Consider the following 15,168-nt stretch of genomic DNA (forward strand, 5'->3'; position numbering starts at 1 on the left):
CCGGCCGCTGGGCGGCGATGACGGTGACCGGGCCGAGCAGAGACAGCCGAATCAGCGCCCCCTCGCAGCGGCCTGCCGACTCGGGGAGGGCGGTGGCGGTGCAGGCGCGGCCGGATCCTCCCGGATTTGCAGGGCGGCAAGGGTGAGCAGGTCGTTGGTGGCGGTGCTGGTGAGCGTGGCCAGCCGGCCCGGCCGGGTGTCGATGCTGCCGTCGGTGTCGATGTGCCAGGTGGTGCCGTGTGGCCAAGGGCCCAGGATCAGCCCGGTCAGGTTGTGCGCGGCGCCGAGGGTGAGCAGCGCCGCCAGCCGCCGCACCAGACCGGGATCATCGGGTATGGCGGTGAGGATGGTGACCGGGCGTCCCGGATGGTCGACCGCCATCGCATCCATGGCCGCGCACGCCTCGGCCAGACCGTCCGCCACGTGCAGCCCTGGTATTCGTGTCTGGACTGTGTCGGCACCGCCGATCAACACCTCTAGGTCGTCGTTGGTGGTGACGACCCGTGGATGACCGGACCGGTGGGTCAGCAGCAGCGAGACCAGGGCGCCACGGGCGGCGGCGGCCGCACCCGGACCGGTCAGGCCCACGCCCCGTGCGGGCAGCTCGAACACCGCTGCGACCGGGCTGGTGGCCGGAGCGGCGTCGGCGAGGGTGGCCTGCACCGCGGCGACGGTCGCCGGTAGCGGCGTTACACCGGCGTCATCGGTGTCAGGGTGGTAGAGGCGGCGGCGCCGCCACCACACCGCTGCCGCCGCCGCGTTGACCGCGTCCGCGACCGAGATCGGTAGCCACCCGCCATCGGGCAGCTCCACCCCGACTGCCTCGCGCGCCATACGGCTGCTCGTCGGTGCGGTGTCGTCCAGAGTGGACGCAGCGGCCGGCGGCGCAGCATCGGTCGCCGTTGTGGAGGTGGTGACGGCGATGGCGCCGAGCATCCCACCGGTAAGCCCTTGGATAGCAGTGGGCAGCGGCAGGCGGGGAAGCCGACGCAGCCACCGCGCTGCGCGTCGTGCCCGGACCCACGCCTCGGCGAGCGCCGCGTAGAGCAGCCCGGCCCAGATCAGCCACGCCACCAACGCGATCGCGGCGTACACGTTGTCCTCGGCGAGCGGCTCGGCCACCAGCGCCGCCAGGTCCCGGCGGGCCGGCAGCGGGTTCCCGACCATGACGACCAGCACCACCGGGACGCCGACCAGGAGCACGGCGAGCCAAAACCCGCTCCATAACCGTTTGATCATTGGCCGTTCACCGGGTCCCGACCAGTCGAACCCACGGCGGGCGGGTCATGTGCCGGGAAGCCAGCGCTGCGGGGGCCGCTGCCACAACTGCCACACCCTCTGCAACCACCACAACGTGACCGCGGCGATGTAGGCGGCGGCGAGCACGCCGATCGTCCGGTAGTCGGTCAGCGCGGCGGTCACCGCACCGACCGGCCCGGCCAGTACCAGCCGCCACAGCCACGGCCGCACCATCGTCCACGCGATCCCGACGCCGACCAGCAGGCCACCGAAGCGTTCCACCAGGTTCGGCAACATGTGGTCGCCGTAGTAGGCGTTGACATGATCGACCAGCAGCATCCCGACCGCGACCGGGATCGTTGCGATGACGGGAAACCCCAGCCAGCTGTGCCAGCCCTGCGCCGGCCGCCGTCCCCACCGGGCCACCAGCGCCGCGACCGCCACCACCGTGGCCACCAGTGGGACGATCGGCAGCAGTGTCCACCGCAGGAACGGTTCGACAGGCGCCCCGAAAATCAGCGACGGGCCGACCGCGTACACCCCCGCCACAGCGGCCCCCAACCCGGCAGCCACCAACAGCCCACCGGCAAGCTGACTCGCGTCCGAACCCGCCGGGGTACGGGGATGCGTCGGCATCGGTAACACCGAGGCGATCATCGTGGCGGCGGACAAACACGCGACCACCATCAACAACGCCGCCTCCCCGATCACCCGCCCAGCCAGAGGCATACTCGCCCCACCCCCGACCATAAACACCCCCGCTAACCGGTCCGGGGCCAAATCGGCGGCGGCGACCGCCTCCACCACCAGCCGTGCCGCCCGCTCCAGCACCGGCCGCGCCACCGCCTGCACCTGCCCGGCCGTCCACACCACCGGCGGCGAACCCACCGTCACCGTCGGATGTATCGAGGCGGCCTCCTTCGCCGCCCGCACCGCCGCCACCACCGGCCACCGCCCACCACCAAGCGCCTGGGGGTCTGGGCGATGACCGTCCAGGTGGGCAACGAGCAACTCATCGATCCGAGAGCCACCGCCGTGCTCATCGGCCAACGTGGACAAGATCTCGAACCCGGTCGGGCCGCGGCGCAGCACACTCGCCTCGACCCCACCACCCAGATCACAGACCGCCAGGTAGGAACCCACGGGCAGCCGCACCTCGCTCGCCAGCAAATGCTGGCCCACCGCGACCGGCGCCGGCACCAATGTCACATCCTCCAAACCGGCCAACCGTGCGGCGTGCCGCAGCCGCGTCGACCGGCGCGGTCCCCAGCCGGCCGGCACCACCAGCCGAACGTCCCGCACCGGGCCCCCCGCAACCCGGTTCGCCTCGTCCACCACCAGCCGCAGAATCGCCGCCACCAACTCCGCGGACGATATCTGCACGCCCGACACCAGCAGCCGATCCTCACCCCCACCGTGCACCGGCCCAGGAACTAACCCGTCCGGTGTGGACTGCGCCGCCAGCCACGCCCCCTCACCCGCGGTAATCCGACCATCCGCTGAAACGTGGACCGCACTCGACAACCACGGCCACCCACCCCACTGCAATGGCAACCAGCCGTCATCCCACGCCAAAACGGCCACGGTCGTGACCGAACCGCAGTCCACCGTCAGCCGTAGCTCCCCGTAACGCATAGATCACAGTCATACCACTATGGGCAGAGAGCGTCACCCCACCAACCGACGCGGGGTACGGAGAGACTGCTCATGACCATGAACGAGCGCTGCCGGTCGCTGGCTGGAGCATCTTCTGGCGCTCCATTTGGACGGCAATCTCTGGCCGGCATCGTTGGGGCAGTCCAGGACGTAGGTACACAACGCGAGGACCGCGGCGCCGTGCGAATGTCGCGGAATCCGGTGCCGAGCGATTGCCAGGCGTGCTGCCACGACTCACGTGGTCAAAGGGGTTTGTACTCGCTGTGCGGGGTAGCGAGCGCCCAAACGGCCTCGAAAGCTGTTCGGCAGAGCTGCACCGCCGCCGGGTCGGTTGTTAGCTGCCGCTCGGCCACGTCCCCGACGCCGTTGAAGACTGTGAACAGTAGGGTCTCGTCGTCAAAGAGCCAGAAGTCGTTGCCAGGCAGCGCGATGTTCGATGCCAGGCGACGCGGCAGCCAGCGGACATCTTCACCGGCCGCGACGATGTGAGCGGTGCCAGCCCACTCATAGCGGATGTACTCCGTTACAGGCTCGGAGACGACGCGTGCACGGCGCACCGTTCGGCTGTCCTGGGTGACGCTGCGGATGAGGTCGGTCCAGGGCCGGACATCCGCAGCCTCGGCCTTCAGGTCGCGGTAGCCCAGCTTCTTGAACTTGTCGAAGCGCTCTGCGTCACCCGCGACGCTGTAGAAGTCGCGCAGCTCCAGGTGTACGGCCTCGCTCTTGCAGACGGCCAGCAGCAGATCGCGTTCAACAGCGGTAACCAGTCGCACCGTGCCCTCCAGGAGTACTGTCAACGCAGCCTTGGAAAAGCTTGACGGCGTTCTCGTGCTCAGCCGTGGCCGTCTGCGTCGCCCATCATCGTTGGCCAGGCGTGCCTGGCTTCCGTGAGGTCGCGCATCGTTTCCGTGATCAGCGCCCGTGCCTCAGGCCCGTGTACGGCTTCGTCTTGTAGCCGCCGGAAGGCTTCCGCGAAAAGCCTGATCTCCTGCGGCTGCGTCACCTTGATTTCCGCGCTCGTCGTTTCGATGACAGCCAGGTCGTCGTCGAACAGGAAGAATCCTTCGCCGGGCCACATGCGGCGAACCGTGCCCGGAGGAATCACGCCGAGTGAAACGCGGGGTAGCGTGGCAACCGCGAGCAGGCGGTCGAGCTGTCCGAGCATGACGTCGACCCCACCGAAGATCGTTCGCAGCGCCCATGCCTCTACCACGAAGAGAAACCGCCGTTCGCTCTGGTAAAGGAACCGCTGTCGGTTCATGCGTGCCTCGACAGCGGCGGATATGTCGCCGTCTGTGCCATAGAAGTCGGCGGCGATCCGCAGTACCGCCTCACAGTAGCCCGCCGTCTGAAGGATGCCTGGCACGACAATCGATTCATAGGAGCGTACGACGTTCGCTCGTTGATGATGCCGGTCGAACGTCTCCTGCATCCGTTTTAGCCCGCCCCGAAGTTGCCGTTTCCACTCCAGCCACATGCCCTCGATACCGCGAAGCGTGGCGATCAGTTCCAGCGCCTGGTCCTCGACGCGGCACGCCCTGCACCAGCGCCGGATGTCGTCCTCTGAAGGGCTCTGATTGGCGTGCTCGATACGGGATATTTTGCTGACGTGGAGGCCTGTGGCAGCAGCCAGGGCGCGCCCGGAGAGATTCGCGTCTTTGCGAATCTCACGCAGGCGCGCTCCAAAGGCTTGTTTGGCCTGGTGAACCTGGGGTGACATGCGGCGGGCTATGCAGTAGGCCGATAGTCGCGGTGCGGGATGCCGAGCTGCCACACGGCCATGAACGCAGAGCTGCACAGGTTGATGTCAGCGGCGTTGGTGGAGGTCTCGATGCCGGTTGACGCCCCGTTCCCGGAGTAGTGCATCCACACAACGAGCGCGCCGTCGATGACGTAGGCATCGTTGCCGGGTAAGGCAATTGATGAGACCAGCCGCCGCGGAATCCACCGGATGTCTTCGCCGGCGTCCACAAGTGGCTGTGTCGTGGTGTAGGCCCAACGCTGATACTCGCTCAGCGGTTCAGATACCACCAGCGCACGGCGGAACTTCTTCCCACGCGCGGCACCCCGCCGCAGCGTGTCGCACCAGCCTTGTAGCCACTCCAGATCGTCCGGCTCACCGACCTTCCACTTCGCCAGCTGAGGGATTTCTGCTTCCGTCCCGTAAACGTCACGCATCTCCAGGTGGAGGACCTCGCGCTCGAAGTCCTCGAAAAGGGCGTCGAATTCCGCACGACTCAGGTCCGCCACCTAGCGCTCCGCGTCCTGACCCTCGGAGAAGAACGGGATCATTCGATCAGGGATCTCAACGGCGGATTCACCTTCGGGGATGTTCATCTCAGCCAGCACATCAGGATCGGTGATGTTCCAACCCTGCACCAGCCACGATTCGCGGTCGGTGCGGTACAGCGTCGGCGAGCCGTTCGGGCGGGAGTCGGGGTCTTGGGCGATCTTGCGGATACGCATCGGTGGCACCTTCCTCACACTGCGGCCTGCGTTTTTGCGCAGATTGCACGGACGGCATCGAGTGTTGGGCCTCTTTCCGGCTTGGTCAAGGGGCGTTGCAGGAGATTGCATCCATATAGCATCGGGTGGTGACAGCCGGTTCGTCCCTCGCCGGGCGGCCTAGCAACTGCGGGCATCACGCCTGAACTGGGCGAACATAGCACTCAGAGGCAAAAGGCTAGCCGCTGATCAGTACGCATCTGGCTGACCGACGTCCTGCAATCTTATGCAATTTCCTTTTCTTCGGGTTCGGTCCTACTGGATGGTGGAGCGACCGGGGCGCTTGTCTGCCGTACCCCAACGGCGATTGCTCGGTCTCGGCGCATTGGAAGGCCCGGCTGGATGTGACGAGGCTTCCGTCGGGCTGGGCGTTTGCGAAAGGAGAAACGTGTCCTGGCTGCGAACCACCGAGCCGTCGCTGCGTTCCTGCTGGTTGGGCCGACAGCTGCGTGAGCTGCGACTGGGCTCCGGCGTTTCGCTTCGGTATGCCGAGGGTGTGACCGGCGTGCCGTGGGGGCAGATCAAGGCTGCTGAGCAGGGGACGCATGTGCTTCAGGTGGGTCGGGTTGGTGCGTTGTTGGCGTTGTACGGCGTGGGCGACAGCGCGACGCGTGAGCTGCTGCTGGAGTTGGCGCGCGACGTGCGGTGCCTGCACCGGTGGGAGTTCCGCGCGGATGCGCCGCCGTTAACTGAGGCCGTGCTGGACTACCTGTGGCTGGAGTCGCATGCCCGGCACATCAGGTCGTATGACCCCACCGTGGTGCCTGACCTGTTGCAGCTGCCGGAGTATGCCGAAGCGGTCGCTCAGCAGTCCACTAGTCCGGTGGCGTGGCAGGGCTGGGCGTGTACCGAGCGGCAGCAGATGCTTGACGGCCCGCCGCAAATGCTTCACACCGTCGTGGCCGAAGCGGCGCTGCGCCGCCCGCCAGGTCGTTCGGCCGCAGTGCTGCGACAGCAGCTCTACCACCTAACCGAGCTCACCGCGATGCCGAACATCACGGTGCAGGTGCTGCCGGCCAGCGTCCCGCCTCTACCCGGAGTCGACGGCTCGTTCGCCTCCTTCGACCTCGGGCCGCCCTACGGGTTGGTCGCAGCGGTCCACGACTTGGCCGATCCGGTCATCCACGAGTTGGAGGGTGCCGAGCGGTACGCCGGCGTGTTCGAGCAGTTGTCTGTGGCGGCGTTGGACGAAGCCACGTCCGCCGCCCTGATCACCGAGGCCGCGAAGCGGTCATCCAACAGAGAGGAGTAAGGCGATGCCGACTGTGCGGGAGCAGTTCGTGCAGAGCATGCGTGCGCAGTGGTTGGGCGCCCGGATGCGGGATCTACGCCAGGAACGCGGCCTGACGCTGAAGTACGTCTCGGCGTACCTCGGTGTGGAGTTTTCCACTCTCGCCCGCTATGAGCGGGCTGAGTGGCCGTTCCGCCGCGACCACGTCGTCGCACTGCTGGACGTCTACCACGTCTACGACGAGGCCGAGCGTCAGGTGCTGGTGACGTTGGCGCACGAGGCGTGGCGGATCCACCAATGGGAGCAGGACGGCTTCTTGGGCCCGGCCAGCCTGACCGTGGTCGATCACTGGTGGGTGCAGCAGCGCGCCGTGGAACTACACGTCTACGCCACCATGTTCGTCCCGCCGCTGCTGCAGACGCGCGACTACGCCGAGGCGGTCATCCAAGCCGCCGCGGGAACCTCACCATTGCCGATGTCGAAGGTGGACACACTGGTGCGTCAGTGCGTTGACCGGCAGCAGGTCCTGGACGACAAGCCGCCGAAGCGTCTGGAGGTGTTCCTGGAGGAACATGTGCTGCGCAAGCCGGTCGGTGGTCGGGCGGTGCTTCGCGCACAGCTGGAACACCTGGCGGGCGTCGTCGAAGGCCGGCCACACGTCAAGATTTGGCTCGTGCCAGCGGCCGGCTGGCACCCGGGCATGTACGGCGCCTTCACCACCTGCGTTATGCAAAGGCCCTATCCGTCGATCGTGCTCCTGGAACACCTCGGCGGACGCCTCGCCCTCGAAGCCCACGCCGCAACAGCGTACGAAAAGGCGCTCGACCGTATCCGCGAGATCGCCCTCGACCCGTACGAGTCGATCAACCAGATCGCCAAGACCGTTGAAGAGTTGGCCTGAAAGGGGAGGACGCCATGGAGGTGTACGACTTCTGCTTGATCCTGGCCAGTCCGCCGGAACAGCGGCGTATCGCGCAGGTGCGTGGCGTTGAGCCGCATCTCACCGACCAGCCGGACAAACGCCAAGTCATCGCGCGCCGAGAAGCGCCCAGCCTCGCCGAGGCCGTCGTCTCCGTCATCCAGGAGCTGGAGGCGGTCAACCTCGCACCCGTCCGAGTCTGCGACAACGACTGGCTCACCCTCGCCGACATCGCAACCCGAATCGGAAAGTCCAGAGAGATTGTCCGGCTGTGGTCCATCGGCAAGCAGGGACCAGGCGCATTCCCACCACCGCTCAACCCCGGCTGCGACACCCGGTTCTACTCCTGGACCGAAGTGTCCCACTGGCTACGGCGACGCCTGGGCTACCAACTTCCAGATCCAGGACCGGATCTCGTCGTGGCGAACCTCCTGCTACAGGCCCGGCGGCAAGCGTCCCGGCTCCTCGACCCCCAGGCCCTCAGCGTTCTACTCACCTCGTATATGGCGGCAAGCCCGACCGGCGTCGTCCAGCCACGGCCGTACGCCGTCGGCGATCAGAGCTGGCCAAGCCGGCCGGCGGTTCGGGCGCGTGCGGCCGCGTAGGGCGATGACTCCCTCCGCGTTGAGAGCGAGCCGTGGATCAGCAGCTCACATCAGCGCTGGTCACCGCAGTCACGAAAGGTTGGCAGGGCTTGGCCGTCTGGAGACCGTCCGACCCGCGGAGCGCCGCCATCACGAGCCTGGGTGAGCGTACGGCGACTGCGGCACTCGTGTCGACGCAGGCAAGATGGCGGTGTTGGGGGTCTTGAGCCAACACTGCTCCGCCGGGAGGGTCAGCCCATGACCCAGACGATTCCCTACGTGCGGGACCTCCGCATGACAGCGGCAACGATCGCGGCGCAGCACATCAAGGCCAGCTGGCACGACCGTGGCAAAGCCATCCCACACGCCGTGGCTGAGGCTGCCCTCGACGCTGTCGCGCCCATGCTCGTCGACGCCTACCGCATTGAGAAGGTGATCGCAGACGCCGACGAACATGCAAAACACGACCCGTACCGATACCTTGCGGAGCAACAGCGTAAAGGCGAGCTGAGGCTTCAAACACTGCAGGCCGACGAGGACGACTCACCCGCCAGACCGTAACCGACGTAGAGCAGCAACACGCGGCTCCTCGATGATCACCGGGGAGCCGCCCATGAGCCTCTCCCCGGAGCCCGGAGGACGAGCCCCATGTGGCGCGCACTACCAGAATCAACTGCCTGTGCGGTGCTATCACCGCCGACCAAGTCAACGCCTCCGTCGTGGCGAGGAGCGAGGAGCGAGGGACTGTACTACGAACGTTTGACGCGTGATCCTCTCCCTGGGCGGGCGTGCTCACACGTGCGTCTGCTGATCGATGGCTGCCTCGTAGAAGGCGTCCGCGAGCGCCATGATGACCGCGCGGATCGATCTCCCTAACCTCCTCCGCGGTCAACACAGCCCTGAGCTTGGAAGATCTGCCCGGACTGCGACGAGTGCGCCTCAGCGGCGATCACCGCGAGCCGCCGCTCCTTCAACGCCGAGTCGGCCCGGATCTCGCCGAGGGCGAACGGAAAGGTCTGCACCGTCACCGCGACAATCAATTCCCCATTCTTCAACGCGGGCCGCCAGCAACCCGGATTTCAACCTCGTCCCTGCTTTGCGGACGTCCTCCGGGCTGATCGTGGCCACACAATCTTCCCCGAGCCGTCGATCTGCCGGATCGCATCCTGGAGTTGCCCGTCGAGTACGTTGCGGTCCACGACTACGATCACCGAGTCGAAGACCTTCTCGTCGGTCAGGTGCAGCCACGCCAGCCGGTGCGCGGTCCAGGCGACGGACCAGCATAGCCCTGTACGTGCGGGCTTTCGCCGCGGCTGCCGTTCCGTTCTGTCGGGATCGGATCAGCTTGACAAGGCGCGTCACTCTGCGCTTGGACTACGGGATGACGGCAAGGTACCTGAGCAGCGAGATTCCCAGGCTGGGCTGTGGTTCTTGGTGGACTGCAGTCCTACTCGGAGTTCATCCTATGTGGAACGCCAACCCACGCCCTCGCTGATCAGGACCTGTGCCGCCCGCCCAGGATGAAATGCCTCTATGCTGACTGCCTGGGTTGAGGGGTGATTCGGTTGGCTAGAGAGAACCGTGTGAGACGGGGCACAAGCTCCGGTGATGGACGACCTAGTGGGAAAGAATCAGTGAGCCACGCCATGACCAAACCGCTGATGCTTACCCGATACCAGGCGTGGTTGACCAGTCGACAAGGCTCGGCGATCGGGGAAAAGCACGAAGCGTTTTTTACGAAGGGCCTCGTTGTACTCGATGCAAATGTCTTGCTAGACCTGTACCGCTACACAAGGGAGCCGCGCAATCAGGTGCTCGCCGCCCTCCGCATGGTCGCCCACCGGCAGCTACTTTGGTTGCCCCACCAGGTCGGCCTAGAATTCGTGCGAAATCGCGCCAAGGCAGTTGAGGGACGACTAAGTCGCCTTCGCGCGGTGGGTGGAATTGTGGACGAGCGCTTCCGGTCGGCGGCGAGGCAAATCGTTGAAGCCCGGGATGAGGTAGTCGGCCTACTCCGAGACATGGCCCACGACGATACCACTGCCGATGGTCTCGTTCGTCGAATCGACGAAGGTATTGTAGTGTCCGCAATGAAGGACTGGCGTAAGGAACTCTCGGACCATCTGGCCGTACTCAGGAACGCCGAGAATGTAACCCCGCAGCACATCGCCGCTAACGACCCTCTAGTCCCTGAGATAGCGGCACTCTTTGGGAACCGAATCGGTGATCCTCTTGATGAAGAGGAAACTCAACGACTGGTCCGTCACGCCGTGAATTTTCGATTTCCGAACCGGATTCCTCCCGGCTTTGCCGACCAAGGCAAGGGTACCGACCTTGCCAAGGCGGGCGACTATTTGTTGTGGGAGGAGATTATCCGACATACCGCAACTCTTCCCACGCCTCGCCGCGTACTCTTTGTCTCCCGAGATACAAAAGAGGATTGGTACGAACAGAACGATAAGGGTAAACCTCTTCGTCCATTACCCGCATTATATGATGAAATGCTAGCTCGATCAAAAGCCGAACTATTGATTCTCACACCAAAAGAGTTCCTGCATGGTGCTCAGATGTTTCTTGGCGCTCAACTGGAAGCTGGTACTTACGAGGAGGTGGACCGAGTTTCTGACGAGGTCGATCGGCAGCCGCGACCGATACAACCGGTAGAGCCAGACATGCTGTTGGCTAGCTTCTCCGAAGCCGAACCGTACACGTTCGAAACTGTGGCTAACGCTCCTAGTTCGCCGGGCGTGCACATCGTTCTTGTTGGGGACGTTATCGTTTATGTCGGATCAACGGGCCACCTGCGACGGCGGCTCCGGCAACATCTTACTGGCCATCGGGGTTCGTCTGTATTGCATGACCGGGTTGGCCAACTTCTTGACACTCCGGAAAGTGCTGCTACGCCCGCGGATGTGGCGGCCTGGTTAGGTCGGTGTACGGTCGGTTGGTACGAGACGGATGAGCCTGCGATAGCGAAGGAAGCGCTCGTCGTGGCGCTAAACCCCCGTTTTAACCGTTAAGGGCGACGCACGAGCTCGCGAGCTGCTCCAGTTGGCGACGCACGAGCTCGCGAGCTGCTCCAGTTGGCGACGCACGAGCTCGCGAGCTGCTCCAGTTGGCGACGCACGAGCTCGCGAGCTGCTCCAGTTGGCGACGCACGAGCTCGCGAGCTGCTCCAGTTGGCGACGCACGAGCTCGCGAGCTGCTCCAGTTGGCGACGCACGAGCTCGCGAGCTGCTCCAGTTGGCGACGCACGAGCTCGCGAGCTGCTCCAGTTGGCGACGCACGAGCTCGCGAGCTGCTCCAGTTGGCGACGCACGAGCTCGCGAGCTGCTCCAGTTGGCGACGCACGAGCTCGCGAGCTGCTCCAGTTGGCGACGCACGAGCTCGCGAGCTGCTCCAGCTGGCGACGCGGCGTCCTCGATGAGACTTGCGTGGGGGCACGGGGAGCACCAGGTCGCCACCTGAGCTGAGCGGACAGTTGACTCCAAGATGCGCTACGGGTCTGCCCGAACATCTACTCGTCACATGCAGGCAGTGGATGGGTGGAACGGCGTCGACCTCCCCGACGGGCCATAGGCAACTGTCGTACGCGGGTACTAATTTGACCACGGGTTGGTGACGGTCCTCAGGGTGCTGCTGGTCAGGGCTTGGGTCTGCTGCCGTGCTGGCAACTGTCACCGTGGCGAACTCGATCTGCGGCAGTTTCTTGGGTAACGTCACGCACGGTGGTGCCGAAAACTACACCCCTGTAGTTCGCGTTGCGGCATCAGTTTCTCATAGGGGGTTCCAGCGATGGGCGAGTCGAAGGCAGTAGTCCTGCTCAGCGGAGGTCTGGACTCGACGACAGTGTTGGCCGTTGCCGCCAGCATGGGCTTCGAACCTTATGCCCTAAGTTTCCGCTATGGACAACGTCACACGGTTGAGTTGGAGGCGGCGAGTCGTGTCGCGCGGGCCCACGGGGTGCGTCGTCACGTGATCGCCGACATCGACCTACGTGTGTTTGGCGGCTCGGCGCTTACCGACGAGGCCATCAGCGTGCCGCACCACGGCAGCGTCGAAGAGCTCAACTCCGACATCCCGGTGACTTACGTTCCGGCTCGTAACACCATTTTCCTGTCGTTCGCGTTGGCTTGGGCGGAGACGCTCGGCGCGTCGGACGTGTTCATCGGCGTGAACGCCCTGGACTACAGCGGCTACCCCGACTGCCGTCCCGAGTACATCGAGGCCTATGAGCGGATGGCGAATCTGGCTACCAAGGCCGGAGTCGAAGGAACGCAGCAGTTGAAGATCCACACGCCGTTGATCAGTCTGACGAAGGCAGAGACGATCAAGCTGGGTATGGAACTCGGCGTGGATTACTCGCTGACCCACAGCTGCTATGACCCGGTCGGCGACCGTGCCTGCGGAACGTGTGACTCCTGCCTGCTGCGCGCCCGCGGTTTCGCCGAGTTGGGGTACACGGATCCGGCGCTCGTTCCGGCCAGTTGACGTGTACCGCGTCAAGGAGATCTTCTACACCCTGCAGGGTGAGGGGAGCCACGCCGGCCGCCCCTCGGTGTTCTGTCGATTCACGAACTGCAACCTGTGGACCGGTCGAGAGCACGAGCGCTACCGCGCCATCTGCCAGTTCTGCGACACAGACTTCGTCGGCACCGACGGACCTGGCGGCGGGCGGTTCGCCACCGCCGACGACCTCGCCGCCGCGGTCACGAAAGCCTGGCAGGGCCTTGAGCACCCACGCGCGCGGCGTTACGTCGTGTGCACTGGTGGTGAGCCACTGCTGCAACTCGATCAGCCAGCGGTGGATGCACTCCATGCGGAAGGGTTTGAGGTCGCCATCGAGACCAACGGCACCCGCATCGCGCCGGCCGGCATCGACTGGATCTGCGTGAGCCCGAAAGCGGGAGCCGATCTTGTCTTGACCGCCGGCGATGACTTGAAGCTGGTGTACCCGCAGCCGGGAGCGATGCCCGAGCAGTTCGAGCACCTGGCCTTCAGCAGGTTCCTTCTACAACCGATGGACGGGCCCGACCGGGAAGCGAACACCGCCGCAGCGGTCCGGTACTGCCTGGAACATCCCCAATGGCAGTTGAGCCTGCAAACCCACAAGTACCTGGGAATCGCATAGTGGAAATCTTTCGCGAGTTCACCTTCGAAGCGGCACACCGGCTGCCGCGTGTGCCTGAGGGCCACAAGTGCGCTCGCCTACATGGCCACTCCTACCGGCTCGAGGTCCACATCCGTGGCGAGGTCGACCCGACGGCGGGCTGGATCATGGACTTCGGCGAACTCAAGGCAACGGTGAAGCCGGTCATCGACCAACTCGACCACTACTACCTCAACGAGGTGCCCGGGCTGGAGAACCCCACGAGCGAGAACCTCGCCCGCTGGGCCTGGGGGAAGCTGGCCGACGCCCTGCCTCTATCAGCGATCGTCGTGCGCGAGACGTGTACCTCCGGCTGCGTTTACCGAGGTGAATCATGACCCTGATCGACGTTCAGGCACTTGCTGACACCCGCGGCGTCACGCTCGACGAGGTCGGCGTTGAGGGCCTTCGGTATCCCGTGCTGGTCTGCGACGGGCAAGGCAACAAACGCGACACAGTCGCAACGCTGGCAATGTCCGTCGACGTCGCCAGCGACGTCAAGGGCGCGCACCTGAGCCGATTCGTTGAGGTGCTCCACGCCTGGCGCGACCAACTCAGCGCCGCCAGCCTCGTGCTCATGGCCGATGACCTCCGTCATCGGATGGGCAGCAACCGAGCCACCATCGCGGCGTCATTCGTCTACTTCCTTGAACGACAGGCACCGGCAACCGGAGCCATGTCCTTTATGGACTATCCATGCACCGTCTCTGCAATCGCCGGTCCCGGTGGCGCCGTGATCCGGCTACAAGCGGAGGTCGCGGTCACCAGCGTCTGCCCGTGTAGCAAAGCCATCAGTGACCGCGGCGCGCACAACCAGCGCGGCCGCATCACGATCGACGTCGAGTTGGCCGACCCCGACAGCGACATCTGGTTGGATGACCTGATTGGCATCGCTGAGCAGTCAGCGTCCTCGCCGCTGTACGCGCTGCTGAAGAGGCCCGATGAGCGACACGTGACGATGGCCGCTTACGACAATCCGGTGTTCGTCGAGGACATGGCCCGCAATGTGATTGTCGCCATCCGCGATGACAAGCGTGTTGCTTGCGGTCGCGTCCGGGTCGTCAACGACGAGAGCATCCACAATCACGCTGCGTTCACCCAGGTTTCCTGGACCCGGCAGCGATGAGGACGCCGCGATGACCAACGCTGCCGACGAGCCCGTACACATTGTGGTTACCTGCACCAACCGCAAGCGATATCCTGTGCCGCCACAGTTGCGCATCAGCAACCTTGCCCACTTACGACCGGGCACCAGGTTCAACGAATGGACCGCGCGGCTCGCCGACAGTTCCCACTCTCGGTACCCGGCTGCGGACCTCTACGCCGGAGAACACTGGCAGGTAGCCCAGAAGCTGACCGAGGCCCTCGCAGCCAAGACGGCGGTGTTGTGGATCGCGTCAGCCGGCTACGGCCTCGTCGCGGCAGACACAGCAGTCTGCGCCTACGGGGCCACGTTCTCTGCCTCGGCCCCCGACGCGGTCGGTGCCAGCCTCGCTGACGTCACCGACTGGTGGCGTCGACTTGGACAGTGGCCAGGACCAGCACGTGAATCTCCGCGGACATTCGCCGACCTGGCACGTCGCAACCCGCAGGCAACGATCGTTGCGGTACTGTCCGAGGCCTACCAGCGGGCGTGTGTCGATGACTTGCTAACCGCGGCGGCGGTCCTCGGCCCCGAGGCTCTATCCGTGGTGGGACCGCCGGACGCCCAACCCCGGCTAACTGATTTGCTGGTGCCGGTTACCGCGCCGATGCGTCACACCGTCGGTGGAAGCCTGCAGGCACTCAACGTCCGCGTCGCCAGGCACCTGCTGGAGCACAGCGTCGGTCTTCAGCGCGCACCGTTGCGTGAAGCTGCCGTCGCCACTATCCCCCGAGGCCACCG

At 65.2% G+C, this 15,168-nt stretch carries 16 protein-coding genes; 9 read left to right on the forward strand and 7 right to left on the reverse strand.

The genetic code is table 11. The annotated features are described in order from the left end of the window. Window positions 1–51: 51 nt before the first annotated feature. The 6 genes from Phou_RS43980 to Phou_RS44005 all read right to left on the reverse strand — a co-directional run bounded on the left by Phou_RS43980 (window position 52) and on the right by Phou_RS44005 (window position 5,361). Window positions 52–1,239, reverse strand: a complete 1,188-nt coding sequence (locus Phou_RS43980; protein ID WP_173069796.1) for a hypothetical protein — start codon at window positions 1,237–1,239, stop codon at window positions 52–54. Between the two features lie 45 nt (window positions 1,240–1,284). Next, window positions 1,285–2,874, reverse strand: a complete 1,590-nt coding sequence (locus Phou_RS43985; protein ID WP_173069798.1) for an Hsp70 family protein — start codon at window positions 2,872–2,874, stop codon at window positions 1,285–1,287. A 263-nt stretch (window positions 2,875–3,137) separates the two neighbouring features. Further along, complete coding sequence (locus tag Phou_RS43990; RefSeq protein ID WP_218579584.1) at window positions 3,138–3,668, reverse strand: DUF6879 family protein; 531 nt, start codon at window positions 3,666–3,668, stop codon at window positions 3,138–3,140. Window positions 3,669–3,727: 59 nt separating this feature from the next. Further along, on the reverse strand, window positions 3,728–4,615 hold the full coding sequence (locus Phou_RS43995) for a helix-turn-helix domain-containing protein (protein ID WP_173069800.1): 888 nt from the start codon (window positions 4,613–4,615) through the stop codon (window positions 3,728–3,730). 8 nt (window positions 4,616–4,623) lie between these two features. Then, window positions 4,624–5,145, reverse strand: a complete 522-nt coding sequence (locus Phou_RS44000) for a DUF6879 family protein (protein WP_173069802.1) — start codon at window positions 5,143–5,145, stop codon at window positions 4,624–4,626. Next, window positions 5,146–5,361, reverse strand: coding sequence for a hypothetical protein (locus Phou_RS44005; protein WP_173069232.1), 216 nt, complete (start codon window positions 5,359–5,361; stop codon window positions 5,146–5,148). A 427-nt stretch (window positions 5,362–5,788) separates the two neighbouring features. Here Phou_RS44005 and Phou_RS44010 point away from each other — a divergent pair, with 427 nt between their 5' ends. The 4 genes from Phou_RS44010 (at window position 5,789) to Phou_RS44025 (ending at window position 8,695) form a co-directional block, all read left to right on the forward strand. Beyond that, on the forward strand, window positions 5,789–6,652 hold the full coding sequence (locus Phou_RS44010; protein WP_173069804.1) for a helix-turn-helix domain-containing protein: 864 nt from the start codon (window positions 5,789–5,791) through the stop codon (window positions 6,650–6,652). A 4-nt stretch (window positions 6,653–6,656) separates the two neighbouring features. Next, window positions 6,657–7,532 (forward strand): helix-turn-helix domain-containing protein, encoded by an 876-nt coding sequence (locus tag Phou_RS44015; protein WP_173069806.1) that lies wholly within the window; start codon window positions 6,657–6,659, stop codon window positions 7,530–7,532. Window positions 7,533–7,546: 14 nt separating this feature from the next. Beyond that, the gene (locus Phou_RS44020; protein WP_173069808.1) at window positions 7,547–8,155 is read left to right on the forward strand and encodes a hypothetical protein; all 609 of its coding nucleotides are present in this window, start codon (window positions 7,547–7,549) and stop codon (window positions 8,153–8,155) included. Window positions 8,156–8,392: 237 nt separating this feature from the next. Next, window positions 8,393–8,695 (forward strand): hypothetical protein, encoded by a 303-nt coding sequence (locus tag Phou_RS44025; RefSeq protein ID WP_173069810.1) that lies wholly within the window; start codon window positions 8,393–8,395, stop codon window positions 8,693–8,695. Between the two features lie 311 nt (window positions 8,696–9,006). Here Phou_RS44025 and Phou_RS51765 read toward each other — a convergent pair whose 3' ends face one another. Continuing rightward, window positions 9,007–9,162, reverse strand: coding sequence for a hypothetical protein (locus Phou_RS51765; protein ID WP_218579585.1), 156 nt, complete (start codon window positions 9,160–9,162; stop codon window positions 9,007–9,009). Between the two features lie 618 nt (window positions 9,163–9,780). Here Phou_RS51765 and Phou_RS44035 point away from each other — a divergent pair. The 5 genes from Phou_RS44035 (at window position 9,781) to folE2 (ending at window position 14,409) form a co-directional block, all read left to right on the forward strand. Next, entirely contained in the window at window positions 9,781–11,154 is a 1,374-nt protein-coding gene (locus Phou_RS44035) for a PIN-like domain-containing protein (protein WP_173069812.1), read from the forward strand. 775 nt (window positions 11,155–11,929) lie between these two features. After that, entirely contained in the window at window positions 11,930–12,625 is a 696-nt protein-coding gene (gene queC, locus Phou_RS44040) for a 7-cyano-7-deazaguanine synthase QueC (protein WP_173069814.1), read from the forward strand. 1 nt (window position 12,626) lies between these two features. After that, window positions 12,627–13,265, forward strand: a complete 639-nt coding sequence (gene queE, locus Phou_RS44045) for a 7-carboxy-7-deazaguanine synthase (protein WP_246274564.1) — start codon at window positions 12,627–12,629, stop codon at window positions 13,263–13,265. Beyond that, window positions 13,265–13,621: a 6-carboxytetrahydropterin synthase QueD gene (gene queD / locus Phou_RS44050; RefSeq protein WP_173069818.1), complete on the forward strand. Its 357-nt coding sequence runs from the start codon at window positions 13,265–13,267 to the stop codon at window positions 13,619–13,621. The genes queE and queD overlap by 1 nt, the downstream gene beginning before the upstream one ends. After that, entirely contained in the window at window positions 13,618–14,409 is a 792-nt protein-coding gene (folE2, locus tag Phou_RS44055) for a GTP cyclohydrolase FolE2 (RefSeq protein WP_173069820.1), read from the forward strand. Before queD ends, folE2 begins: the two co-directional genes overlap by 4 nt. The last annotated feature ends 759 nt before the right edge of the window (window positions 14,410–15,168 follow it).

This window comes from Phytohabitans houttuyneae (genome assembly GCF_011764425.1).
Lineage (GTDB): Bacteria > Actinomycetota > Actinomycetes > Mycobacteriales > Micromonosporaceae > Phytohabitans > Phytohabitans houttuyneae.

Bases quoted from the DNA above. Each gene is read 5' to 3' on its own strand.
- Phou_RS43980 (WP_173069796.1), bottom strand. From the start codon at position 1,239: ATGATCAAACGGTTATGGAGCGGGTTTTGGCTCGCCGTGCTCCTGGTC.
- Phou_RS43985 (WP_173069798.1), bottom strand. From the start codon at position 2,874: ATGCGTTACGGGGAGCTACGGCTGACGGTGGACTGCGGTTCGGTCACG.
- Phou_RS43995 (WP_173069800.1), bottom strand. From the start codon at position 4,615: ATGTCACCCCAGGTTCACCAGGCCAAACAAGCCTTTGGAGCGCGCCTG.
- Phou_RS44005 (WP_173069232.1), bottom strand. From the start codon at position 5,361: ATGCGTATCCGCAAGATCGCCCAAGACCCCGACTCCCGCCCGAACGGC.
- Phou_RS44015 (WP_173069806.1), top strand. From the start codon at position 6,657: ATGCCGACTGTGCGGGAGCAGTTCGTGCAGAGCATGCGTGCGCAGTGG.
- Phou_RS44020 (WP_173069808.1), top strand. From the start codon at position 7,547: ATGGAGGTGTACGACTTCTGCTTGATCCTGGCCAGTCCGCCGGAACAG.
- Phou_RS44025 (WP_173069810.1), top strand. From the start codon at position 8,393: ATGACCCAGACGATTCCCTACGTGCGGGACCTCCGCATGACAGCGGCA.
- Phou_RS44035 (WP_173069812.1), top strand. From the start codon at position 9,781: ATGACCAAACCGCTGATGCTTACCCGATACCAGGCGTGGTTGACCAGT.
- queC (WP_173069814.1), top strand. From the start codon at position 11,930: ATGGGCGAGTCGAAGGCAGTAGTCCTGCTCAGCGGAGGTCTGGACTCG.
- folE2 (WP_173069820.1), top strand. From the start codon at position 13,618: ATGACCCTGATCGACGTTCAGGCACTTGCTGACACCCGCGGCGTCACG.